Origin of the sequence: Robbsia andropogonis (assembly GCF_000970345.1) — a bacterium.
GTDB lineage: Bacteria > Pseudomonadota > Gammaproteobacteria > Burkholderiales > Burkholderiaceae > Robbsia > Robbsia andropogonis.
In genome coordinates, this window is the sequence record NZ_LAQU01000003.1 from 35,507 (window position 1) to 58,431 (window position 22,925).

The 22,925-nt window shown below is 57.2% G+C and carries 21 protein-coding genes, 1 pseudogene and 1 riboswitch; of the genes and pseudogenes, 9 read left to right on the forward strand and 13 right to left on the reverse strand.

The window, feature by feature from the left end; genetic code table 11:
- Positions 1–74: 74 nt before the first annotated feature.
- From tssG to tssB, 6 genes are all read right to left on the reverse strand, one after another.
- Positions 75–1,217, reverse strand: a complete 1,143-nt coding sequence (tssG, locus tag WM40_RS03780; RefSeq protein WP_046152220.1) for a type VI secretion system baseplate subunit TssG — start codon at positions 1,215–1,217, stop codon at positions 75–77.
- Positions 1,172–3,010, reverse strand: a complete 1,839-nt coding sequence (gene tssF, locus WM40_RS03785; RefSeq protein WP_046152221.1) for a type VI secretion system baseplate subunit TssF — start codon at positions 3,008–3,010, stop codon at positions 1,172–1,174. Before tssF ends, tssG begins: the two co-directional genes overlap by 46 nt.
- A gap of 18 nt (positions 3,011–3,028) precedes the next feature.
- The gene (tssE, locus tag WM40_RS27650) at positions 3,029–3,685 is read right to left on the reverse strand and encodes a type VI secretion system baseplate subunit TssE (protein WP_052738156.1); all 657 of its coding nucleotides are present in this window, start codon (positions 3,683–3,685) and stop codon (positions 3,029–3,031) included.
- Between the two features lie 11 nt (positions 3,686–3,696).
- Positions 3,697–4,170 (reverse strand): Hcp family type VI secretion system effector, encoded by a 474-nt coding sequence (locus WM40_RS03795; RefSeq protein WP_046152222.1) that lies wholly within the window; start codon positions 4,168–4,170, stop codon positions 3,697–3,699.
- A gap of 152 nt (positions 4,171–4,322) precedes the next feature.
- Positions 4,323–5,822 (reverse strand): type VI secretion system contractile sheath large subunit, encoded by a 1,500-nt coding sequence (gene tssC, locus WM40_RS03800; protein ID WP_046152223.1) that lies wholly within the window; start codon positions 5,820–5,822, stop codon positions 4,323–4,325.
- Between the two features lie 4 nt (positions 5,823–5,826).
- A complete protein-coding gene (gene tssB, locus WM40_RS03805) occupies positions 5,827–6,366 on the reverse strand; it encodes a type VI secretion system contractile sheath small subunit (RefSeq protein WP_046152305.1) in 540 nt (179 codons plus the stop codon).
- 355 nt (positions 6,367–6,721) lie between these two features.
- Between tssB and WM40_RS03810 the strand changes: the two genes are divergently transcribed.
- The 7 genes and pseudogenes from WM40_RS03810 to madM all read left to right on the forward strand — a co-directional run bounded on the left by WM40_RS03810 (position 6,722) and on the right by madM (position 12,804).
- Entirely contained in the window at positions 6,722–7,732 is a 1,011-nt protein-coding gene (locus WM40_RS03810; RefSeq protein ID WP_046152224.1) for an ABC transporter permease subunit, read from the forward strand.
- 12 nt (positions 7,733–7,744) lie between these two features.
- Positions 7,745–8,668 (forward strand): ABC transporter permease subunit, encoded by a 924-nt coding sequence (locus WM40_RS03815; RefSeq protein ID WP_024903406.1) that lies wholly within the window; start codon positions 7,745–7,747, stop codon positions 8,666–8,668.
- A gap of 5 nt (positions 8,669–8,673) precedes the next feature.
- A complete protein-coding gene (locus tag WM40_RS03820) occupies positions 8,674–9,879 on the forward strand; it encodes an ABC transporter ATP-binding protein (protein ID WP_413783795.1) in 1,206 nt (401 codons plus the stop codon).
- Entirely contained in the window at positions 9,876–10,922 is a 1,047-nt protein-coding gene (locus WM40_RS03825; RefSeq protein ID WP_024903408.1) for a dipeptide ABC transporter ATP-binding protein, read from the forward strand. The genes WM40_RS03820 and WM40_RS03825 overlap by 4 nt, the downstream gene beginning before the upstream one ends.
- Before the next feature lie 323 nt (positions 10,923–11,245).
- A complete protein-coding gene (locus tag WM40_RS03830) occupies positions 11,246–11,569 on the forward strand; it encodes a biotin-independent malonate decarboxylase subunit gamma (protein WP_051504383.1) in 324 nt (107 codons plus the stop codon).
- A 58-nt stretch (positions 11,570–11,627) separates the two neighbouring features.
- Positions 11,628–12,023 (forward strand): malonate transporter subunit MadL, encoded by a 396-nt coding sequence (gene madL / locus WM40_RS03835; protein WP_024903409.1) that lies wholly within the window; start codon positions 11,628–11,630, stop codon positions 12,021–12,023.
- A 14-nt stretch (positions 12,024–12,037) separates the two neighbouring features.
- Positions 12,038–12,804, forward strand: a pseudogene (gene madM, locus WM40_RS03840) (malonate transporter subunit MadM).
- A gap of 233 nt (positions 12,805–13,037) precedes the next feature.
- Here the strand turns inward: madM and WM40_RS03845 are convergent.
- The 7 genes from WM40_RS03845 to WM40_RS03875 all read right to left on the reverse strand — a co-directional run bounded on the left by WM40_RS03845 (position 13,038) and on the right by WM40_RS03875 (position 20,511).
- Entirely contained in the window at positions 13,038–13,952 is a 915-nt protein-coding gene (locus tag WM40_RS03845) for a LysR family transcriptional regulator (RefSeq protein WP_024903411.1), read from the reverse strand.
- Positions 13,953–14,262: 310 nt separating this feature from the next.
- Positions 14,263–15,096: a methylenetetrahydrofolate reductase [NAD(P)H] gene (metF, locus tag WM40_RS03850; RefSeq protein WP_024903412.1), complete on the reverse strand. Its 834-nt coding sequence runs from the start codon at positions 15,094–15,096 to the stop codon at positions 14,263–14,265.
- Between the two features lie 32 nt (positions 15,097–15,128).
- Positions 15,129–15,518, reverse strand: a complete 390-nt coding sequence (locus tag WM40_RS03855; RefSeq protein ID WP_024903413.1) for a phage holin family protein — start codon at positions 15,516–15,518, stop codon at positions 15,129–15,131.
- A 96-nt stretch (positions 15,519–15,614) separates the two neighbouring features.
- Positions 15,615–17,036: an adenosylhomocysteinase gene (gene ahcY, locus WM40_RS03860; RefSeq protein WP_024903414.1), complete on the reverse strand. Its 1,422-nt coding sequence runs from the start codon at positions 17,034–17,036 to the stop codon at positions 15,615–15,617.
- 31 nt (positions 17,037–17,067) lie between these two features.
- A riboswitch (S-adenosyl-L-homocysteine riboswitch) is annotated at positions 17,068–17,205 on the reverse strand.
- Positions 17,206–17,241: 36 nt separating this feature from the next.
- On the reverse strand, positions 17,242–18,912 hold the full coding sequence (locus tag WM40_RS03865) for a hypothetical protein (protein WP_157685698.1): 1,671 nt from the start codon (positions 18,910–18,912) through the stop codon (positions 17,242–17,244).
- The gene (locus WM40_RS03870) at positions 18,878–19,312 is read right to left on the reverse strand and encodes a hypothetical protein (protein ID WP_157685699.1); all 435 of its coding nucleotides are present in this window, start codon (positions 19,310–19,312) and stop codon (positions 18,878–18,880) included. Before WM40_RS03870 ends, WM40_RS03865 begins: the two co-directional genes overlap by 35 nt.
- A gap of 245 nt (positions 19,313–19,557) precedes the next feature.
- Positions 19,558–20,511 (reverse strand): hypothetical protein, encoded by a 954-nt coding sequence (locus WM40_RS03875; RefSeq protein WP_157685700.1) that lies wholly within the window; start codon positions 20,509–20,511, stop codon positions 19,558–19,560.
- A gap of 414 nt (positions 20,512–20,925) precedes the next feature.
- On the opposite strand from WM40_RS03875, the gene WM40_RS03880 reads away from it, so the two are divergent.
- Together WM40_RS03880 and WM40_RS03885 are read left to right on the forward strand one after the other, a co-directional pair.
- Positions 20,926–22,344: an amino acid permease gene (locus tag WM40_RS03880; protein WP_024903417.1), complete on the forward strand. Its 1,419-nt coding sequence runs from the start codon at positions 20,926–20,928 to the stop codon at positions 22,342–22,344.
- Between the two features lie 173 nt (positions 22,345–22,517).
- On the forward strand, positions 22,518–22,871 hold the full coding sequence (locus tag WM40_RS03885) for a hypothetical protein (protein ID WP_024903418.1): 354 nt from the start codon (positions 22,518–22,520) through the stop codon (positions 22,869–22,871).
- Positions 22,872–22,925: the final 54 nt, after the last annotated feature.

Here is a 22,925-nt window from a genome sequence, read left to right on the forward strand (position 1 = left end):
TCACCTCAGCGCCGCTCTCGCACCGTACCGCCGTTGTCAACTTGGCTGACTCGAAGACCGGTCCGATTCATTGCCTAACGCTTCTCCATCTCGCTATCACTAAGCATCACTGAAAATCTAACCGTGCCAAGGGATGCGGCACCCGCATGGCCGCGACGCGATGGATTGGCCATCAATCGCGTTGTCCACCCCAATCGTGCCGTCGCTGTCGATATGCGCGCCGGCGCAGCGCTTTCCCCTAACAGCTGCAACGTGACTTGCACAAAGGGGCGCGATGGAAGGTAACGCTGTAACATGTTGACCAGCACGGCGTGGGCACGCCCCCCTGGCAGCAGGTCACGCATTGCCGCATTCCCTGTGATGCGGCATCGCAACCCAATACCAGCCGATTGATCCCATGCGCGCCGTCCAAGCGCCGACCGCCCATCCAATCGTGCGCCTCGCCCGTCGCGCTCCCGCAGCCGACACCGCTGCCCTACATCAATCGGCAACCAAGTGCCGATAAATTGCTGCGCGTCCACGCGAATACCCAGCCGATGTTGCATCAGCGTCTCAAGACCTCGCAACGAGCGCGGCGCTCCAGCCAACAATCCGGCATGCGCTAACCACGCTACCTCCGGCTGCGGAGACGCACCAACCCGCACCGATCGCAATGCGTCGTCATGTGCGGCTACAACGGCGTTACGCGATGCAACACCTTTGTGCCGCGCATCGAACGCACCGTCTCGCATAAACGCGCGAAGCACTATCTGCAGTGGAGGGCCATCGGGATCACCCAAGGCCGAGAGCGCCCCGAACCGTCGCTTTTTGCTGCGATAAAGCAAGGTGAGCAAGCGATGATGGAAAATATCGAGAAAATCGTGCGTCGCGTAATCTCTGCGGGATGCACGTTCAAACAGTCGGCGTGCAAATGGCTCGGGCAGTGGCCCATGCGCGCCGGCCAGCGCCATAATCGGTGTACGTAGCAAGGGCCTATCGCGCAACGCATCAGCAGGTTCGACCGAGGTGATGTCCCGCGGCTCGAATTTCATCGATGTTATCGCGCCCAGGCGCAGGGCTTCAAACCTGCCATCGCCCTTTCCCAGCGGCACGCATCCAAGAGCCGCACGTTCGATCAGCCAAATCGCTTGAAACAGGTTGTAGCACTGCGGCGCATCCTGCAGACGCGCGACTACATCATCGGATAGGTCCCGGCGGCTGGTGCCCACTGATGCCATGTCTCCCCTCCCTTATTTACCACGAGACACACGAATGTGTTCACCGACGTGTACATTGCAAATACCCGGAACAGTACTGCAGCGAGCAGCAGTGGCGATGTGCCCGCGAACGCCGCTTCGTCGAATTCGATCGTGATACGCGTGCCGCGACAGAAGCCGCGCCACCCATCGTTACCGATATGTCCTGTCATCGGCGCGGAACGGACGGCACGCACGCCATCGATTTGTGCTTTCTCCCGAGCGCTTCCATGTGAAAACACCGTGAGAAGATCATGAACATATCTGACTGCATTCCCCGCTGAAAACGTTTGGTAATGCAAGGTCAACAGAGAAACAAGGCGCCATAACGCTTCACTTTCGAGTGGCGGCAACTGCGCGGCAGTAGGCGAGGTCAGGCTTTGCGCTTGCACGTGCTGCGATCCGCGCGTCAGTGTCATCCGTGCATCTGCCGGCATTCGCTCCGCCAAACGTCGATTCGAACACAGGACCCGCGCATATACCGTCCAGCCAGACGACTGCGCGCGCCCCTCATCGGCATCGATGAAATAGATATAGGTATCCGTACCTGAGCGGTTTGGACGGATCGACCGTTCGATCCGCGCCCCCCAGAACAACGTATCGTCATATAACGGGCGAGATCCGGACACGCGATCAGCCGTCGTATCCGCTGCTTGCTTCGGTTCTTTCCCGGTGTGTAAATCATCGGAGTGCGCCACGTCCGCAGGTTGCGCACCCATCGCATAGTGCGGCATCTGTACCGTGCGACCACTGGTGCCATCGACATACCACATTGTGTCCACGGAAACGATCTCTGTATGGGCATCGTGTCGATGGTCTGCAACTAGAGGATATTCATAATGCTGACCTTTCACTGTTACCGGCTCGCTGGTGCGCTCGAAAAGATTGACCACCGGCACGCAAGCGAGATCGAAATGATCAGTTCGTAAAGCGGGGAGATGTTTTATAGAGCGGCTGTATTGGAACGTCAGACGCGCCTTGTTTCCTTGACCGAACACACCAGGCGGCAAGAACAGATCGAAAAAGTGAAATTTATTGGGAAAAGCAAAATACTCCTGCAGCAGCACATACGGCAGATAAGCGGGTGCGGATGTCGTCAGCAACGACTCATCCGCGTCGAACCCCACCTCCCGCCATGCGCTTGACGCCAAGTGCTGCGTGATGCCCGCATCGGTGGACACCGTCACACGCGACACCGCCGCTACCATTAATTCATACAGCGGCACCACCTCGGTCCAGTCACCGCACAGATGAATACGGAGACGTCGAATATCGCACTGTGGAAATGTGATACCCGGTGTGGTTTCCAACGTTAAGGTGATCGTGTCATCTTGGGTTTTCGACGCCGCACTAATATGTAACGGCAATAAAGTCGTATCCCAGGCAGTACGGAAATGACAGGCTATATCGTCGACAGTGCGAGCAAGCAACGCGGTATGACGTGGCAACCGATAGCCCGATGTCACATTCCCCTGCCTTGGGTCCAGTGACATCCGCACGATCGCCATGGACGGCAGGGACTGTGCAAGGGACGGGCAGACTTGAAAAAGCAGCGTAGTCGCGAGTTCGGGCGCGGCCTGATCCAGATCTCGATGGACACGAGCAGTCAGGAAGGCGACCGCCTCGATCAGCCGCTCGGTATGCGGATCCTGCGACTCTGTTCCCGACAGCGACAGCCGCGCAGCCACATTGGGGTACCGCGCGGCAAACGTCGCACCCTGCTGGCGCAGGTAGCCCATCTCGCGCTTGTAGTATTGCAAAACGTCGTCGGACATGGGGCCACCTCGTCTTATTCAGTTAGTCAAACCCGTCGGGCCGCGCGCACTCCCTTTGCACGTTGTATCGTCTTCCGACTCTAGCGTGACAGGCAATACGCGCGATAGCCCCTGAGAGGAGCGTGTCAGGACGAAAAGGACATCCTCTCGCGCAGTCCCTGTACGAATCCTGGCATAGATAGATAAGCGAAGCGCTTCCCCTCCCGCAGGGTCCGCGTGCAACGTAATATGCACATCTGTCAAACGCGGCTCGAAGCGGGTAATCGCGAGAACCATCACACGGGAGAGCAGTTGCCGATCAGGCTCCGACCGCATCGACAAGCCCCGTATATCAGGTAGTCCATAGTCGAGCAAATCCAATGATCGCGCTTCGTAATGCCGAATCGGCACACGCGACGTGGTCTGAAACAGATCGGATAGCTCATTGGCAATTGATTCACACCACGCTTGTGATGGTTCGACGCACGGCCGATCACCCCTACTACGCACTTTTTCAGGCGTGCGCATGTCGTCGATAAGAGGATCGCCATTGCGCGAATTCAGCCGCCCCGCGTCGCCAGGGTCTTCAGACACAAGCCGATCGAACAGCAGCCTCGGTGCGTTGCCGTCACCCTCTGCCCCGCGCCGCTGCGCAGGGCATTCTGAATGGGCTACCGTGCGCCGAGAGATCGACATACCTGTTTCGCCTAGGATGCCTTATTCGTCGTGAAGTCCCATTTAGCTGATGTGTTGCCCTTACCTGTCGCATCTTTATTCTGCGTCTTATAGGTAATCTCAATTGCAGAGAAGCTCAGCAGAATGGAATCCGATCCCTCCATATCCATTGCGTTGCACCCTACGTTTACGACTATCACATTCGTCAACTTATAGACCATATCAGCGGTCGGCTTGTCCGCGTTACGCACAATACTAATCGTCGCCTCCGCGTGTGATTTGCCGTCCGCGCAGGCTTGGTACAACGGGGGTGTCGACATGTCCATCCGCTTCGTGATCGAGATTGTGTTGCCGCTGGGGATTCCCGATCCACGCCCAGAATTCGACGGATCCACATTGCCATGATTAGAGATACCGAAGGATATCGCTTCGAGCTCGATCGTGTCGGCGAAACCGTCCATCGTACTGTTACCTTTTACGCCGTCCAATTTCAGTAAAATCGCCATATTTAATTCTCCTTGCAGCACATATCAGTGCACATTCATTTGGTAAAAAAAGGAAAAGTGGATGCTGTAAAATTCCCCCTCCAACATTGGCAGCCTATGGACTAAACGACCCCGTACTCCGACCGTTTTCACGCCCTCCGGGCTCATCCGCTTCACGCGGCCGACTCTGGCAAATCTGCCACGAGTCGCATCGACGCCGTCATCTCCTCCATCTGGAAATGCGGCTTGATAAAGCACGTTGCACGGAAGGCTCCCGGCCGCCCCGGCACTTCCGTTACATCGATCCGAGCAGAACTAAGCGGAAATTTCGCTTTCATTTCCTGTGGCGCCGATTCATTTAGTAGTACAAATGATGATATCCAATCGTTTAGATAGCGACTGATGGCCTCCTTGGACTGGAAACTTCCCACCTTGTCGCGCATCATGACTTTCATATAATGCGCAAAGCGGGATGCGGCCATGACATAGGGCAGTCGACTTGAAAGCGCCGCGTTAGCATTGGCCGCATCGGTGCTGTACATCGCTGGCTTGTTTACTGTCTGGCTTCCGAAAAATGTTGCGGAGTTCTCGCCTTTCGCGCTGACAAGCGCCACAAATCCCATGTCGCTTAGTTCTTTTTCCCGGCGATCAGTGATGGCGACCTCGGCTGGACATTTCAGTGCCATATCGCCTTCATCGGTCTTAAAAACGTGTGCTGCGAGCCCGCCTACCTTGCCGCCGCCCTCCACCCCGCGAATGGCAGTTGGCCAGCTGTGCTGCGCGAAGGCATTGGTAATGCGCAGCCCCATTTGATAGGCTGCATTCGACCACAGGTACTTATTGTGATCGCTGCCATCCACGTCCTCCTCGAACTGGAACGTTTCCACCGGTTGCGTCTTCGCGCCGTAAGGCAACCTGGCCGCGTAGCGGGGCAGGACAAGCGCAACGTAGCGCGAATCGTCGGTTTCCCGAAATGCGCGCCAAGGCGCCAGCTCCTCACTCTCGAAAGTCTTCGAAAGATCGCGCGGAACACCCAGTTCCGTGTAGGACTTCAGATCGAACAGCGAAGGCGCAGCCGCTGCAATAAATGGTGCATGCGCTGCCGCCGCGACCTTGGACATGCCCTCGAGCAGCGCAATATCCTGTGGATGACGCCCAAACTGATAATCGCCAATCAACATGGAATAAGGTGCACCACCAAACGTGCCGTACTCTTCCTCGTATAGCTTTTTAAACAACACGCTCATGTCGTAATCGACCGCGCTCTCAAGATCCTTCAGCAATTCCGCCTTTGTCACGTTTAACACACGCAGCTTTAATCGCGCGCTCGTTTCCGTTCCGTGCACAAGATCGGATAGACCACGCCACGAGCCCTCCAGCGCCTGAAATGCAGGATCATGCATGACGGCGTTCAATTGATCGGTCAAGATCGCATCGATCTGCGCGACGCGTTCGTTAATCATGGCAACCACGCCCTTATCGGGGCTCGCCCGCATGCCTTCGTCCAGAATCTGCGACGCGAGTTGCCCGATCAGTCGCCGGGCATAGCCACCCTGCGAAGGCTCGACTGCCATATTGCCTTCGAGCACGATGCGGTCAAGCAACGATGTCGGTTCCGATGCGTCGTCCATTGTCTGTACGGCGGCGGTACTTGTGTGTGTTTCAGCGCTCATCGCCTTACTCCGATTGGTTTTCAACGTCAGATACGGAATCCGCGGCGTCAGCTTTCGCCCCCGCGTCGTGCCGCAACGTCTTCAGTGCGTCATCGTTACTAATGACACTCTCAAGCAAGGCGTCCAATTCGTCATTCCCGTCGAGTTTCGCGAGTAGATCTCGCAGCTGCTGACGCGCCTCCAACAGTTTTTTCAGACGGGGCACCTGATTGACGAGCGCATCGGGATGAAAATCACGCATGTGGGAAAAGTGCAGTTCCAGCGCGAGGCTACCCTCTCCCTTCATCGTGTCCGGCACGGACAGCATCAAGCGCGGTGCCACACGCGCCATCACATCATTAAAGTTGTCTCGATCTATCTCAGTGAGACGCCTGTCCTTTAACTTAGGGAGTGGCTTCTCCGGCATACCGGCCAAATCAGACATCACGCCGACCACCATGGGCAATTCACGCCGCTCCACAGCATCGCCAACTTCTACGTCGTAAGTAATCTGAACGCGTGGTGCACGATTACGTCCTACCCACTTCTGTAAACTATTTGACATACTATGCTCCCAAAAGGACGCCGGTCTATACGACATGCAGAATCAAGTGGTCGCACTCGGTGCGCTTGCGGGATCGGCCGTCATCCTCCGTAAGCGCTGCCACTTGGTTTATAAAGACCATCTACTGTTAAAAGATCATAGACCGTTGCCATTCGCATTCCCACTCGGAACCGTCCTAAACGCCAGAGACTACTTAGGAGCTTCGCCACCCCAACGCTTACTTCGCCCGACTTTCTTGTACGGATGCGATGACACAAAATATTTGAGACTTGGTACGATGCTAAGTCTCACATGCCGTAAATCCATTCACGGGAAGCGGTATGATCGACTCCTATAACGTCTGCTACCCCATCCTATGGTTCGATATCTGCTGCGACGGTTAGGCGTGTTGCTCCCCACCTTTATCGGCATCACCTTGCTGGCGTTCGCCTTGATCCATCTCATACCCGGCGATCCTGTGGAAGTGATGATGGGTGAGCGCGGCATCGATCCAGCCTCGCACGCCGCCGCGTTGCACCGGCTTGGGCTGGACCAACCGCTGGCACTGCAGTACTGGCACTTCGTCTCGCACGCAGTGCGCCGCGATCTCGGCCTGTCAATCGTTACAAACACCCCAGTCCTACAGGAATTCTGGGCGCGTTTTCCGGCTACCTTGGAACTGTCTATTTGCGCCATGATCTTCGCCTTGCTGGTGGGCTTGCCCGCCGGCGTCGCTGCCTCGTTGAAGCGCGGATCGACGCTGGATCATGGCGTGATGGGCGCGGCGCTGACCGGCTACTCGATGCCGATCTTCTGGTGGGGACTGATCCTGATCATGTTTTTCTCCGTCAAACTGGGCTGGACACCGGTATCAGGGCGCATAGCGGTTGAATATGATATCCCGCACATTACCGGCTTCATGTTGATCGATGCCGCCTTCTCCGACGACGAAGGCGCTTGGCGCTCCGCCGTCAGCCATCTGATCCTGCCCGCCGTCGTTCTCGGTACGATTCCTCTCGCGGTAATAGCGCGCATGACCCGCTCGTCGATGCTTGAAGTGCTGCGCGAAGACTACATCCGTACAGCTCGGGCGAAGGGCTTGTCGCGAACGCGGGTGATCGTCGTGCACGCACTGCGCAACGCGCTGATTCCGGTCTCGACGGTCATCGGACTCCAGGTAGGCACGCTGCTGGCCGGTGCGGTGCTTACGGAGACGATCTTTTCCTGGCCTGGCATCGGCAAATGGCTGATCGATGCGATCGGTCGCCGCGATTATCCCGTCGTACAAGGCGGGATTCTTTTGATCGCGTTGTTGGTGATCTTCGTCAACCTGGTGGTGGATCTGCTGTATGGCGTGCTCGATCCGCGCATCCGTCACCACCGCTAGGAGCGAACCAAGATGAGTCGATTACAACCCAGCGTCGATGCTGCCTTTCCTGCGGCAGAGCAAGGCGGCCTGCGCTTGCGCGCGCGGGATTTCGTACGGCAGTTCTCGACCAATCGAGGAGCAGTCGTCGCCTGCCTGCTATTGGTGTTATTGGTGCTGGCCGCCGTGTTTGCACCATGGATCGTGCCACATGATCCGATCGTGCAATATCGAGAAGCGATCCAGCAGCCCCCAGTCTGGGAGGTGCATGGCAGTACCCGCTTCCTTCTGGGCACCGATGAAGCAGGCCGCGATATCCTCTCACGCCTGCTGTATGGCGCCAGGCTCAGCCTGCTGATTGGCTTATTATCGGTATTCATGGCGATGATTCCCGGAACGATACTGGGCTTGATCGCCGCCTTCTATCCGCGCTGGATGGACGCGCCGGTGATGCGGCTGATGGATATCTTGCTCGCACTGCCGTCGCTGCTGCTCGCCGTTGCCGTGGTCGCCGTGCTGGGCCCCGGTCTTGTGAATACGATGATGGCGATCGGCATCGTCGGCTTGCCAGCCTTCACCCGACTGACACGTGCAGCCGCACAGTCGGAACTGCAGAAGGACTATGTCACGGCATCGCGTCTTGCCGGCGCGGGCACATTGCGCCTGATGTTCTCGCAGGTATTGCCGAACTGCGCAGCACCATTACTAGTGCAGGCCGCGCTCAGTTTTTCCACGGCGATCCTGGATGCCGCGGCGTTGGGTTTCCTCGGCCTTGGCGTTCAACCGCCTTCCGCCGAATGGGGAGCCATGCTTTCGTCGGCACGCGATTACATCGACAGCGCATGGTGGATCGTGACGATGCCAGGCCTTGCCATTCTGGTCACCGTGTTGGCAATCAACCTGTTCGGCGATGGCTTGCGTGACGCGCTCGATCCAAAATTGCGGAGGTTGCGTTGAATTCATTGCTTGACGTGCAGGACGGCCGAGTCGGCACGGGCGGTACAGGAGAGACACTGCTCGATATCCAAAACCTGAGTGTCGCGTTCGATGGCGCACCTGCGGTGCAACGGGTGAACTTCACGGTCAGCGCTGGCGAAGTCGTCGGTGTCGTAGGAGAATCCGGCTCCGGCAAGAGTGTGACGATGTTGGCCTTGATGGGGCTGATCGATGCGCCCGGCAAAGTGACGGCGGACCGGGTCGCGTTTAACGGTCAGGACCTTCTGACAATGTCGGCACGCCAGCAACGGCAGATCATCGGTCGCGATGTGGCGATGATTTTTCAGGATGCGCAATCGAGCCTGAATCCAAGCTATACAATCGGCTTTCAGATTGCCGAGGTCTTGAAACGACACGAGGGCCTGCGAGGCCGGGCCTTGGAGCAACGGATTCTCGCCCTGCTGGAGCAGGTCGAAATCCCGGATGCAAAGAACCGGCTGAAGTCCTATCCGCACCAGATGTCGGGCGGAATGAACCAGCGGGTCATGATCGCGATCGCCGTGGCCTGCAATCCCAGGCTATTGATTGCCGACGAGCCCACGACCGCGCTCGACGTCACCGTACAGGCGCAGATCATGAGCCTGCTGCGCAGCCTCCAACGCGATCGTGGCATGGCGATGGTACTGATCTCACACGATCTGGCCGTGGTTTCCGAAATGGCTGACCGCGTCGCGGTCATGTACGCAGGCGAGCTGATCGAGCGGCAGGCGGTGCCGGCGATTTTCCAGGCGCCGCGACATCCCTATACCTCGGCGTTATTGGCCGCCATCCCCGAGCATAATCGCGGTGCCTTGCGCCTAACGGCCTTAGGCGGCACGGTGCCCGGCAAGGACGATCGCCCCACTGGCTGCTTATTCGCGCCGCGCTGTGCCTTTGTCGAACCGGCCTGCCAAACGGCGCGCCCGGCATTGTTGCCGCCGGATTCACAGCGTGCTTTACCGCCAACGTTGCAGGGCGAGGTACCGCCCGTGTCAGAGACTGCTGCACCGCTTGCTTCGCGTCCGCATTCGCAGTCTGCATCGAACGTCGCTGTAGGCGCTGCGGCAACGCAACCGGCGCGGCCGTCCGCGTCGGTTACGACCGAGGCGGAAGCAAACCGACTCGATCCGATGACGCCACTGGTCCGATGCATCAAACCACTGCCGGTGCGGGCCACAGGAGATGCAGCATGATCGAAAGCCCTCACGCAACGTCCATTGACGGGGAGTGCACGCAAGGCACGGTCGCCGATGCGCTGGACATCGCCTTGCAAGCGCACGCGCTATCGAAGCTTTACCCGGTGCGCAGTGGCTGGTTCGGCGGCAACAAGACCTTACGTGCGTTGAACGGCGTTTCCTTATCGCTCGAACGGGGTCGGACGCTGGGGGTCGTTGGTGAATCCGGTTGCGGCAAGTCGACGTTGGCGCGCCAGTTGACGATGGTAGAGACACCGACGGATGGCCGTCTCGTCATCGACGGTCGCACCATCTCCGAAAACGGAAAACGTCTATCCAACACTCAGGATGCCGACTTACGCCGACGCGTCCAGATGGTCTTCCAAAATCCGTATGCCTCGCTGAATCCGCGCAAGACGATCGAACAAGCCTTGGGCGAGCCGCTTCGGATCAACACCGACCTGAGCGCGACGGACCGGCTCTCGCGCATTCGCGACATGATGCAAACGGTGGGATTACGTCCCGAGCATCTGCGGCGCTACCCGCATATGTTCTCCGGCGGCCAGCGTCAACGCATCGCCATCGCGCGTGCGATGATCGTCGAGCCCTCGATCGTCGTGGCGGACGAGCCGACATCGGCGCTCGACGTCTCCGTGCAGGCGCAGATTCTGAACCTGTTCCTCGATCTGCAGGAGCAGTTCCGGACGAGCTACGTTTTCATCTCGCACAACCTGTCGGTCATCGAGCACGTGGCACACGACATGATGGTGATGTATCTGGGCGCCGTCGTGGAGACAGGTGAGAAATCGCGTATCTTCAGTCGTGCACGACACCCCTATACCCGCGTACTGATGTCCGCCACGCCGGCGTTGCGCGCGGAAAACCGACGCGACAGGATCGCCATCGAAGGCGAATTGCCGTCGCCGCTGGCGCCCCCGCCAGGCTGCACCTTCCATCGGCGCTGCCCTTATGCGGTCGAACGGTGCCGTAGCGAGGTACCGATACTACGTCCCGTGGACGGTCGCCAAGTGGCATGTCATCGCGCTGAAGAAATAGCGTGATGCGGGTTGGCACCGGCCCCGCTCTCACGCCATCGGCACCGCGGGGATAGTTACGCGTACTCGGCCAAGCCACCACGCCCTTGGCCCCGTTCACACGGCGTTTCAAAACCGTCACGCGGTAGGACCTGGTGCCTGGCGGTCAGCGAAGCAGGGAAAACCCCTGGATATCCCCGTCCAGCACTCCAGCCCGGTCCCATCACGGTGTCGGCGTTCACGTCGAACGATCATTACTCTCGTGATAACGGATACACCCCGAGCGTCATTGAAATGGCGTACCTCGCTCCCTAGACTTGCCTCATGTCCATTAAGAGCCAGGCCCAGTCATGCTCCACGCGATGGGCAAGGAATTGGCGGCACGGGCCACGCGCCGCTCGCTTGCCGATCTCGACGCGTTCGCCGCGCGAGTCCCGCCGATGGCCTACAACATCGACAATGACGCATCACTCGGGCTACTCTGGAAGCTCCTGAGCGTAACCACCGCCGATGCACCGACCCGCGCCGATCAGACTACCGTTGAGAAGGCGCTGCGCGCCGCTTTCGACGACATCCACAACGACCCGTCGCGCGGTCTGGAACATCAGCTCGGCAGCAGGCACCGCGCGGCCTCCACAACCGTTGGCCGCAAGCTACGGGAGCAATGGCGGTAGCGCCTCACTTCTCAAGCCGGCTCGTCAGAAGCCGATAAAGATATTAAAGGAGACAGTAATGATCATCTATGGAACTGCACTTCTCGCGTTCTGTCATCTCGCGGGACTTTTTCTTGGCGACCTGCTAGGCGCCGCGATAGGCGTGAAGACGAACGTCGGCGGTGTCGGCATCGCGATGCTGCTGCTGATTTTCCTCAAGCTCTATTTGCATAAGAAAGGACTGTTGCCGAAGGAGACGGAAGCAGGCGTGGCTTTCTGGGGCGCGATGTACATTCCTGTCGTGGTGGCGATGTCCGCCAACCAGAACGTCGTGGCTGCACTCAAGGGCGGCCCCGTCGCCCTGCTTTCTGCATTGGCCGCCGTGGCCGTCTGCGCATGCTGCATCGCCGTTCTCTCCCGCACCGGTCGCGACAACACGTCGTTCGCGAACGCTCCGCACCTTGAAGAAACCTGAATCAGGAGTGAATCATGTTGGAAATTCTCAATAAAAACCTGGTTCAAAATGGCCTCATCACCGCGTTCGCGTTGGTGGGCCTGATCATGTGGGCATCGTCGCTGTTATCGCGCAAACTGACTTTCGGGCGCGTGCACGGCTCGGCAATCGCAATCGTGATCGGTCTCGTGCTCGCCTATGTCGGCGGCGCATTCACCGGCGGACAGAAGGGTATCGCCGACCTGCCGCTCTTCACCGGCATAGGCCTGATGGGCGGCGCGATGCTGCGTGATTTCGCCATTGTCGCGACCGCGTTCGAGGTACAAGCCACCGAGGCGCGCAAGGCGGGGATGATCGGCGTGGTGTCGTTGCTGCTCGGTACCTTGCTGCCGTTCATCGTCGGCGCAAGCATTGCTTACGCATTCGGATATACCGATCCCGTCAGCATGACGACCATCGGCGCGGGCGCGGTCACCTATATCGTGGGACCGGTAACAGGCGCGGCGATCGGCGCGAGCTCGGATGTGATCGCGCTCAGCATCGCCACAGGCCTGATCAAAGCGATCATCGTGATGATCGGCACGCCGCTCGCGGCCGGTTTCATGGGACTGAAGACGCCGCGCTCCGCAATGATCTTCGGCGGCCTTGCGGGGACGGTGAGCGGGGTCAGCGCGGGGCTCGCCGCGACCGATCGTCGGCTCGTGCCCTATGGGGCGCTGATCGCGACGTTCCATACCGGCATTGGCTGCTTGCTCGGACCTTCGCTGTTGTTTTTTCGACGAAGGCTTTGATGGGCGCTTGATACGCCTGGAAGTATCCGCTTTTTGTCTACGGTTTACATGGCACGCGAGCGCATCCGTCTTAGCGTCACGCCAGAAGGGCTCGCCTCGCCATCGAGATGTCGCCGGTCAACGGGCTACACCCGATTGACCAGCGTGATTTATAGGGAAATCGTGACGCATTGCAGCAATATGGCACTGCCAAACCTTGCCGCGCTGATTGAACGGTAACAGGTGAGGGAGAAAGGGCCGGCACTCAGCCAGCCCTTCTCGTGCAAAGACGGCAGACAGCCATCAGCGCCAACAGGTTCGGGTCACGCTCGCGCGCGTGCAAAAAGCTGACACCGATCGACTGGCGCATCAGATATTGCGGCTTGAGAGGAATAAATTGCACCTTGTCGCCGAACACTCCGCGCACGCGGCCAGGTAACAGCGTATATCCGACCCCACCACTCACAAGATTCATCAGTGAAAAAATATCGCCGACTTTCATGGTGACGTTCGGCGTGAATTCCGCGACCCGAAACGCTTCCATGAAGCCCCGATAGGTTGCAAATCCCTCGCCAAGGGAAACGAAGGTCTGGTCGCGGCAGTGCCGCAAATCGATTGCTTCCTGGTTCGCATACACTGAATCGGCGGGCGCCGCGAAAAAGATGTCGTCTTCGAAAAGGGGGATGAATTCGACTTCGGGCTCGGCGTCCGGCGATGCCATGAGAGCCGCATCGATGGTGCCCTGCCTCAGCCTGTCGAGCAGTTCTGCATTCGAACCAAGCACGAGTTCGACCTGGAGCGTTGGTCGCCGTACCTTGAGGTCGACGACAATGTCAGGCACGGTCTTGATAGTCAGCGAGTACAGCGAGCCGATCTTCAGCCGATCCGACGAATACCCCGCCGCCTCACGGGTCGCGTGAATGCCGGCGGACATCAGCGTGAGCACCTCCTGCGCTACATCGGCCAGCATTCGCGCTGCATCCGTCGACTTGAGATTGCGGCCTTCATGCCGGAACAGCGCACATCGTACGCCCTGTTCGAGCGAGTGCAGCGCGCGATGCACGCTGACCGTGCTGACATTCAGCGCTTCGGCCGCCTTCGACAAGCTTCCAGTCTTCATGAACGCGAGCAGGAACTCAAGCTTGCGAAAGGTAATCTCGTCGTCGATTCGGTCGCGCATGTTGATGCAGGGAGTGATGGAAATGGACGATTATCGGCGTATGCGACCGCTGGACAAGTAGCGATAAACCCGCGACACGCGGGCTGCGGGCTGCGGGCTGCGGGCTGCGGGCTGCGGGCTGCGGGCTGCGGCCGTTATAGTAATGAAATCACCCTCACGCGATGAAAACGCTCTCACGCTGACGCGTTCCCTTGCAGGGCGAGCAGATAACAACGTAGCGCGTCAAGTGATTGCCCAGCGGGGCAGGCAATGGAAAAACGCAGGGCGCTCGGTTGAGCGTCCTGCGTTTATTAGGCGATACCCGACGATATCAGGCCGAAATGATGTTCCTGCAGATATCACTGGTTGCCGCGGCGGTATTCAACGTATAAAAATGCAAGCCCGGGACGCCGCCGTCAATCAGACGTCGACACATCGCACTGATGACATCCACGCCAAATGCCCGGATTGATGGCAGATCATCACCATACGATTCCAGCCGTCGCACGATCCAGCGTGGAATCTCCGCACCGCACATCTCGGAGAAACGCACCAATTGCGAGAAATTGGTGATCGGCATGATACCCGGTACGATCGGCAGCGTTGCACCCGCCGCGCGTGCATCATCAACGAAGCGGAAATACGCATCCGCGTTGAAAAAGTACTGTGTGATCGCCGAATCCGCACCCGCATCGACCTTGGTCATGAAATGCTTCAGGTCTTGCCGGGCATTTCGAGACTGCGGATGGCATTCCGGATAAGCCGCCACTTCGATGTGAAATGCGTTACCCGCATGCTGGCGAATGAAGGCAACCAGATCCGACGCATAGCGGAACTCGCCCGTGTCGACCATGCCTGACGGCAGGTCGCCACGCAATGCGACGACGCGACGGATACCGGCTGCACGGAACGTATCCAGCGTCTGCGTCAGACTCTCGCGCGACGCGCCCACACAAGACAGATGCGGCGCCGCCTCGACACCCTCGGCGGCAATGGCCTTGACGGTATCCAGCGTACCTTGCTGCGTGGACCCGCCCGCGCCATACGTCACCGACATGAAACGAGGATGGAATTCGCGCAAGGCTGCGCGAGTGGCGGCCAACTTTGCCACCCCTTCCTCGGACTTAGGCGGGAAAAACTCGAACGAAATTTCGATGGCAGCCATCGATGACACCTGTCAGAAGACCGCGCCCGCGGTCAGACGAAGCCCGAACCCGAAGCGCCATTGCTGACGCCCCAGCTCAACCCATGCCCGAGAACGAGCGCGGACAGTAGCCACGAAATAATGCTGTACAGCAGGGAGCCGAAAAACGCCGACCAGAATCCGCTGACCTCGAAGCCCTTGAGCAACCAGGCGGCGAATTGGAACAGCAAGGCGTTGATCACGAGGATGAACAAACCCAGCGTAATCAAGGTCACCGGTAGCGTCAGCAAGACCAGGATCGGACGGAGCAGGATATTGATCAGACCCAGCACCAGCGCCACGACCAATGCGGTCCCGAATCCCCGGATCTTGATCGAGGGGATCACATACGGCAGGATCAACAGCGAAACTGCATTGATCAGCCAAGCCAGCAGCCAGTCCATGTAAAACTCCTTCGGTGAACGCGCCGACTTGAATCGCTGCCGATCACGACGAGGCGACCCTGCTCCGGCGCACACGCTCCCCGCGTGCAACGCGGATTAGTAGCGATAGTGCGCCGGTTTGAACGGCCCTGCCTTCGACACGTCGATGTACTTCGCTTGTGTGTCCGACAGTTCCGTCAATTCGGCGCCAATGCGGCCCAGGTGCAGACGAGCAACCTTCTCATCCAGATGCTTTGGCAGCACGTACACCTTGTTTTCGTACTTGTCGCCTTGCGTGAACAATTCGATTTGTGCCAGCACCTGGTTCGTGAACGAATTCGACATGACGAACGACGGGTGCCCCGTGCCGCAGCCCAGGTTCACCAGGCGACCTTCGGCCAGCATGATGATGCGCTTGCCGTCCGGGAACACAATGTGATCGACTTGCGGCTTGATGTTGTCCCACTCGTACTGACGCGTGGAAGCCACATCGATTTCTGAATCGAAGTGACCGATATTGCAGACGATTGCCTGGTTGCGCATCGCCTTCATGTGATCGTGGTTGATCACGTGCAGGTTACCGGTGGCCGTCACGAAGATGTCCGCACGCGATGCCGCGTAGTCCATCGTCACGACCCGATAGCCTTCCATCGCCGCTTGCAGTGCGCAGATCGGATCGATTTCCGTCACCCAGACCGTGGCGCCCAAGCCACGCAACGACTGTGCGCACCCCTTGCCAACATCACCGTAGCCGGCCACCACCGCGATCTTACCGGCGATCATCACGTCGGTTGCGCGCTTAATGCCGTCGACCAGCGACTCACGGCAACCATACAGGTTGTCGAACTTCGATTTCGTGACCGAGTCATTGACGTTGATCGCTGGGAACGGCAGACGGTTTTCGCGCTCCATCTGGTACAAACGATGTACGCCCGTCGTGGTTTCTTCGGTCACGCCCTGAATGGCCTTCAGACGCACCGAATACCAGTGTGGATCCTTCGCCAACCAGGTCTTGATCGACTTGTAGAGGGCGGTTTCTTCTTCATTCGTCGGGTTGGCGATCACCGAAGGGTCCGTTTCCGCGCGCGTGCCCAGGACCAGCAATAACGTGGCGTCGCCACCGTCATCGAGGATCATGTTCGCGTATTCACCGTTCGGCCATTCGAAAATGCGGTGCGCATAATCCCAATACTCGTCGAGTGTCTCGCCTTTCACCGCAAACACGGCGGTGCCGTTCGCGGCGATAGCGGCGGCGGCGTGATCTTGCGTCGAGAAAATATTGCACGATGCCCAGCGGACATCCGCGCCCAGTGCTTCGAGCGTTTCGATCAGGACCGCGGTCTGGATTGTCATATGCAGCGAGCCGGCGATACGTGCGCCCTTCAACGGCTGCGCGCCGCGAAATTCGTCGCGAATCGACACCAGACCGGGCATTTCTGTCTCGGCGATCGCGATTTCTTTCTTGCCCCAGCCGGCCAGTGCGATATCGGCAATGACGGCTTCGGTGTTCGGGGAGGATTTCAATACGGCAGCGTTCATCACGCCTCCTTTTCTAAAGTGGATAGAAATCAAGACGTGAGCGCCGTTGCGGCCATTTCCTGGCCGTTGACCCGGGCGGTATAGGCAGCACCATGTAGAGTGCCGCCGGGCCGGAAACCCCGTTTTCCGAGCCTGGCGGGCAAAACCCGTCGCAACGCTCCTCGGAAGGTCCCCGATTGTAGCAAAGTTTTTGTGACGAAAGCGTTTATTCAGGTGCGGGCCGACTAAGTGTTAACGTCGGATAACGACCACTTGGACCTGGCTGATACGGCGGCTCCTCTGGCAATATTGCGCGACTGGAGAGTGGCCGCTCCGACATCAAACCATTCCGGTATCGCGTGTGTTCGCTTATGTCACTGCGTCCATGGCTAAAAATGACGTTTTCCCTATTGGTGCCGGGAGGAAGGAGGTTATGTCCCGCGATACGCTCGGACGGCGACCATTCACCCCCGGGCATTCGTTTTCGTTGATCGATCCTGGTGCGGTTGATGACAGCGTGGGTATATCGATGTTCAAACTGCATTGTTTGGACATGCCTAAGCGTGATGTCAACCGCGTTCTTCCAGTAGGCGCACTGGAAAATCGTATCGCTCGTGAAGCGCGGCTTGACTTTTGTCAGATCATGAACGATGTCGCCGAGGAAGGGGAGTACTGCGTGGAAAGTCGCTATACCCACCGCCCGTCGATATCGGCTTTCCTCACGCGCGTGATCCGAGGCGGCACGCCTTGCGGCTTTTTCCGCCTCCGCCACCACATATTTATACTGCGATCGACTTGGCGCGACACTACTTATCACTGCGCCGAACACGAAACAGATCGACCACAGTTGCTCGTCACGTCTTTGTTCTTTCCTGAATTTATCGTATTCCTCGCGCTGATCAGGCCTTTTTTCGTAAGTAGCGGCATAACGCGCTGGATCGTATTTGAAGTCGGCTCGAAATCTCGTGGCGAAAATATCGGCAGGATGTTTCAGGATCGCACACGCCAAATTCGCCAACTCCCAGGGATCACTGATGCCGAGTCGCGAAAGTGGAAGCAATCCGTCTATATAACGCAAAGGCGCGCCGACGACCAAGAACTCCCTGTACGAACACTCTGTCGAACGTTCCTCGTTAAATATGGCCCGTGACGAAAACGTCGATTTCCCCTGGTTTTTAGTCTTTTCGTTATTTTGCCTCAGCCTCTCGATGGCATCGGCAATCTCTTTTTCCTTCTCGCCGTATCGGGCGATGAATGCCATATTAAACAGACTAAAAATGGTTGTGATCGCGTGTTCGCGTAGCGACGAATAACGATCGAACGCGTGCTCCTCTTCATCATTGGCTCCCCGCGCCTCCGCTTTCGCAAGGTCACGCAATCGACGGAATATTTTATCAATCAAGCCAATCTTTAACATCGGCCAATCTTTGTCCGTATCGATACTTTCCTTCAGCTGCTCCAAAGCGTCAGCATACATGGCCGAAAAATCGAGAGGATCATTGCCCAAGGCTCGCGGCACACATAGCCAATCATTTTGAACAACACCACGCAGACGGATTGCGCCAGCCTCTGCCGGAATGCTGACGGAAAAACGCGACAACGCATAGAAATCCGACTCCGCCATATAGTCAGTCTCTGGGTGTGTCGACCGAGCCTTAGCCACATTATCTTTGGCAACCCGGCAAATTCCGCGTCGTCTGGCATGATCCTCGACATGATGAAAAGCGTAATTTTTTAGTCGCTCAAAGGCAATCAATGACAACGTTAAATCGTGATCAAGCAGAAGGACACCAAAAGCGCGCTTTAGGCCCAAACGATAGCGCACAGGAATTTGCGAGATGAAATATTCCTCTGAATCAGCCTCACCTGCGGATCCACCGCAAGAAAAAACAGCCATTCAACCAAGCGTCGACTTCGTCCGCGCTTATTTTTCTGCTTCCTGAGTTCGGCTTTGGCTTTGATGTAAGAAAAACCGCGAGATCGCTATCCAAGTTACGAAAAAACACAGCCTCATACGCCGCGATTACTCGCAACCCAAGATAGTAGCGCGACACCTCATCGTCCTCGAATGAATCAAATACCAATGGCGTTGTCATGCGGTGCGTCTTGCGCAGTAAATCCTCGATGCCCAAGGTAAACACGTTTGAACCAGTATTGGAAACATGCACGCCGTTTTTATCAAGAAACTGCTTCACATCGTCCCACGTCGGATCAGCCTCAACTGACTCCTCTACCCCATCTCGACTGGAGACATCATCCGCCAGCCCGCTGAAAACACCAGAATCGGGCATCGGCAACGTATCAATCTCCGTATGTCCACTGCCGCTCTCACAGCGCCTTAACAGCGTTTGTGTCTCACTCCCGGAATACGTCTTATACATCAGCCCCCACCAAAGCACTTACTTTCCGAAATAAGACGACAAACATCGAACGGTGTCACCAATAAGCATTTCCACATCCCGTTTCGCAGAAACACATGGTTATCTTGTCGCCCTGCTTCATTATCGAGACCGCATGTCCGGCGCTACATCGCATGCCGTATTCAACGTCGAGTAGCGAGACTCGCATGGTTTGCTCGCCCCGAACGGCTTTCCACATAGACGTTCCGTGAATCGTCTGTTGTCGAATTCATGTTCGAGAAAGTGTGCGCGCGTAAATGATCACTTGGCGCTGAAAACATATCTTGTCCGTATCGGGTATCAAGTCCGAGATTTAGCCGCGGATAAGATAACGGCGTGCCCTCGAAAGGCGAATCGTTAAACGAACCGAATTCGTAGCGCCCCCGACCTGTAACGAGCGCGGAGATCCGTTCAGCCGCGCTGAACCTGGATCGATGATCTGCCTGATACCCGGACCCGCTCATATCTTCCCGATACCGACCCACGTCATGGCCATCGCTCCCGCGTCCATGGCGCCGCACCTTCGGTATCGCTCCCGTTGACGCCCCCCCTTCCTTTTGCCCACTCAGCGGCGCTGTCGCGCTGGCGCGCTGCTGGGCGCGTCTTGCCCGAGCGGCGCTATTCGGGCGCCCAAACTTTGGCAGGGCCGCGCTGGCGGCAGACTGCATATGCGCCGCGGTCACCCTCGCACGGTATTGCTGAAACTCGGAAGATATTTCTTTATGATCGTTCAAAATATCCCGCCGGTGCGCTGCGACCTTCATAGCGGCCGTCTTTAAAGGCTTCGCCGCAACTTGGCCGACGGTACTTGCAATTCCATTCACCGTCGGTACGATCTCATTGTCGAGAATCCGTGTGGCCTCCGCGATCTGAGCAGGCTCGGCGAGCGGCGTCGGTGCGTGCATATCCCACGTGGCTTGCGTCAATCTCTCGATCAACTTATCGAGGGGTGGACCACCAGCGTCTTTTATTTTTCCGGCGGCGTCCAGAAACGCTGCGATATGATCCAGGAAATCGCAAAACCTGCTGCGGCCATCGCCCTCCTTCCATTCCATCCCTGTATGGCGCCACGCACGACTTGCCTCGAGTTGAAGCAAGGCGGCATCATTGTCGACATTCCAATCGTATTCCTTAATCCTGGCTGCAGTACATTCCTCGCACTTTTCGCAACTTCCATTTGTAGCAGAATTTCGACAGCTCACCTCGCCCTCCGTTTATCTAGCCACCCCTTATTCCGTTCCCTAAAAATAACCAATCCAGACGCAATCCGACAGTCGTCCGCATGACCTAACATTTGATCTTGCAACGTTGCGCTTTGCAGTAAGGGACAACGGGACAATGACTTAATCAATAGGGGAGCACGATGGATTCGATGATCCGGATTTCGACCGCTATCTTTCTCGCTTTGCAAGATGCAAGATGCAATATGTAATATGCATTGCGAAACACTTAGAATCTTCCAAGCGACGATCATCTTCCTTCCACCACTTCATTCTTTAACGGCGAGTGCAATGTATTTTTTGTCGCAACTGCTCAGGACAAAGCCTGTTGGAGAGGCATCGGGGCATCAACACCCAAACAACGCGGCGCGGCCTTGCCTGCAGCGCTCCCTTGGAGCGCTTGACCTTGTCATGCTTGGCATTGGTGCCATTGTCGGCACAGGGATATTCGTCTTGACAGGTACCGGTGCGATGATGGCCGGTCCGGGCCTAAGCCTTTCATTTATTGTCGCAGCATTGGCTTGCGGCTTGGCGGCACTGTCTTACGCTGAGTTCGCGTCTTCGATTCCGGTAGCGGGCTCGATCTACACCTATACCTATATCGCCATAGGAGAATTGGCTGCTTGGCTAATGGGTTGGATCCTTGCACTAGAATATGGCCTCGCAGTCTCAGCGGTTTCAATCGGGTGGTCCGGCTACTTCCAATCCTTGCTCAGCGGCTTTGGTATCTCGGTGCCTATCGCATTGCAGGCTGCACCGGGGTCAATCCCTGGTGTAGCGACACTCTTTAATCTGCCCGCATTTCTAGTAGTAATGTTGATTACGTCGCTATTAGCTATTGGTATCCATAGCACGTCTAAAGTCAACAACGTAATGGTCGCCATAAAGATCGGCGTCGTACTGCTCGTGATCGGTGTTGGCGCGTTTCATGTGCGGCCTGAAAACTGGCGCCCGTTCCTGCCCATGGGCATTTCCGGGGTGTTCCAAGCCGCTGCCATCATGTTTTTTGCCTATATCGGATTTGATGCGGTAAGCGGTGCATCGGAAGAGGTAAAAAACCCGAAACGAGACTTGCCGATTGGCATCATCGGATCGCTGCTCGTATGCACGATCTTATACATCGGAGTTACCACAGTCCTGACAGGCATCACACCTTGGCAGAATTTTGCTGGCATTGCCCACCCGGTTTCCCTTTCTTTTCAGCAAATCGGGGTGAACTGGATGGCCGGATGTATCGATTTAGCCGCCGTCGTGGGAATGCTGACAGTCATGTTGGTCATGGCTTACGGACAGACCCGTTTGTTATTCGCCATGTCGCGCGACGGACTGCTGCCGCCGGCCCTTTCGACAGTCCACCACCGTTTTAAGACGCCCTATCTGGCAACTTGGCTTGTTGGTCTTGTGTTTGGCCTCATCGGCGCCCTAGTGCCTTTGCAAAAACTTGCTGAGTTAGTCAATTTCGGTACGTTGTCTGCTTTTGCAATGGTATCCGTATCAGTCATCGTAATGCGCCATACGCATAAAGATCTTCATCGCGGCTTCCGATGCCCAGGCGTGCCCTGGATTCCCGGCGTGTCCATTGTGATGTGCTTGTTTTTACTCATGCAGTTACAGACACTGACCTGGATCGCTTTTGCAATCTGGGTGTTAGCGGGGCTGTTCGTTTATTTCGGCTATGCACGTAAGCGCGCACATATCGGCCGTCGATGACTTGACTCACGCTGCCTGAACAGTACGACAGCGCTCAGGCTTGTCACACTGCGCGTGTTCCGCGAGTCGTTTTTTTATCCTGTCCACATGGCTAGGTGCCCGACGATACGGTCATAAGGATGCCTTTATCATCAATAATAAAGTAATGATCTGACCCTGCATTGCAGGGGCATGTGCTGCAGTTAGCAGTGCTTGATCTGCCTGGAACAGGCATCGTTCATGTCACCTTACTGTACGCCGAGGATCCAGAATATTGTCTTATTTTTGGGTCGCTGTCCGAACACGGCGTCAGCCAGCAAGACCTGACTCATATGAGTAAGAGGGCGTTCGGGAAATACCTCCGGCATTACCGCGAAGTATCGGTATTGTTGGAACCATGGGGCGATACCAGGGTGCTGGATCTCGCAAGCTTTCCATCGGTAAGTGCTCTGATAACAGCGTTGGAAGACAATCTGCGTCTAGCCGGATTCACCGTGGGAACGCATCACGATTTCCGTGTCCAGGCGATTGTTCCGGTGCGTCGCTGAGGCGATCCCCAAAGTGGGCAGCGGCAGCCCGATCGTCGCCCCTGCCCCTTAAAG

Excerpts from the sequence above, each read along its gene's own strand:
- tssG (WP_046152220.1), bottom strand. The coding sequence starts at position 1,217 with ATGGCATCAGTGGGCACCAGCCGCCGGGACCTATCCGATGATGTAGTC.
- tssF (WP_046152221.1), bottom strand. The coding sequence starts at position 3,010 with ATGTCCGACGACGTTTTGCAATACTACAAGCGCGAGATGGGCTACCTG.
- tssE (WP_052738156.1), bottom strand. The coding sequence starts at position 3,685 with ATGTCGATCTCTCGGCGCACGGTAGCCCATTCAGAATGCCCTGCGCAG.
- WM40_RS03795 (WP_046152222.1), bottom strand. The coding sequence starts at position 4,170 with ATGGCGATTTTACTGAAATTGGACGGCGTAAAAGGTAACAGTACGATG.
- tssC (WP_046152223.1), bottom strand. The coding sequence starts at position 5,822 with ATGAGCGCTGAAACACACACAAGTACCGCCGCCGTACAGACAATGGAC.
- tssB (WP_046152305.1), bottom strand. The coding sequence starts at position 6,366 with ATGTCAAATAGTTTACAGAAGTGGGTAGGACGTAATCGTGCACCACGC.
- WM40_RS03810 (WP_046152224.1), top strand. The coding sequence starts at position 6,722 with ATGGTTCGATATCTGCTGCGACGGTTAGGCGTGTTGCTCCCCACCTTT.
- WM40_RS03815 (WP_024903406.1), top strand. The coding sequence starts at position 7,745 with ATGAGTCGATTACAACCCAGCGTCGATGCTGCCTTTCCTGCGGCAGAG.
- WM40_RS03825 (WP_024903408.1), top strand. The coding sequence starts at position 9,876 with ATGATCGAAAGCCCTCACGCAACGTCCATTGACGGGGAGTGCACGCAA.
- WM40_RS03830 (WP_051504383.1), top strand. The coding sequence starts at position 11,246 with ATGCTCCACGCGATGGGCAAGGAATTGGCGGCACGGGCCACGCGCCGC.
- madL (WP_024903409.1), top strand. The coding sequence starts at position 11,628 with ATGATCATCTATGGAACTGCACTTCTCGCGTTCTGTCATCTCGCGGGA.
- WM40_RS03845 (WP_024903411.1), bottom strand. The coding sequence starts at position 13,952 with ATGCGCGACCGAATCGACGACGAGATTACCTTTCGCAAGCTTGAGTTC.
- metF (WP_024903412.1), bottom strand. The coding sequence starts at position 15,096 with ATGGCTGCCATCGAAATTTCGTTCGAGTTTTTCCCGCCTAAGTCCGAG.
- WM40_RS03855 (WP_024903413.1), bottom strand. The coding sequence starts at position 15,518 with ATGGACTGGCTGCTGGCTTGGCTGATCAATGCAGTTTCGCTGTTGATC.
- ahcY (WP_024903414.1), bottom strand. The coding sequence starts at position 17,036 with ATGAACGCTGCCGTATTGAAATCCTCCCCGAACACCGAAGCCGTCATT.
- WM40_RS03865 (WP_157685698.1), bottom strand. The coding sequence starts at position 18,912 with ATGGCTGTTTTTTCTTGCGGTGGATCCGCAGGTGAGGCTGATTCAGAG.
- WM40_RS03880 (WP_024903417.1), top strand. The coding sequence starts at position 20,926 with ATGTATTTTTTGTCGCAACTGCTCAGGACAAAGCCTGTTGGAGAGGCA.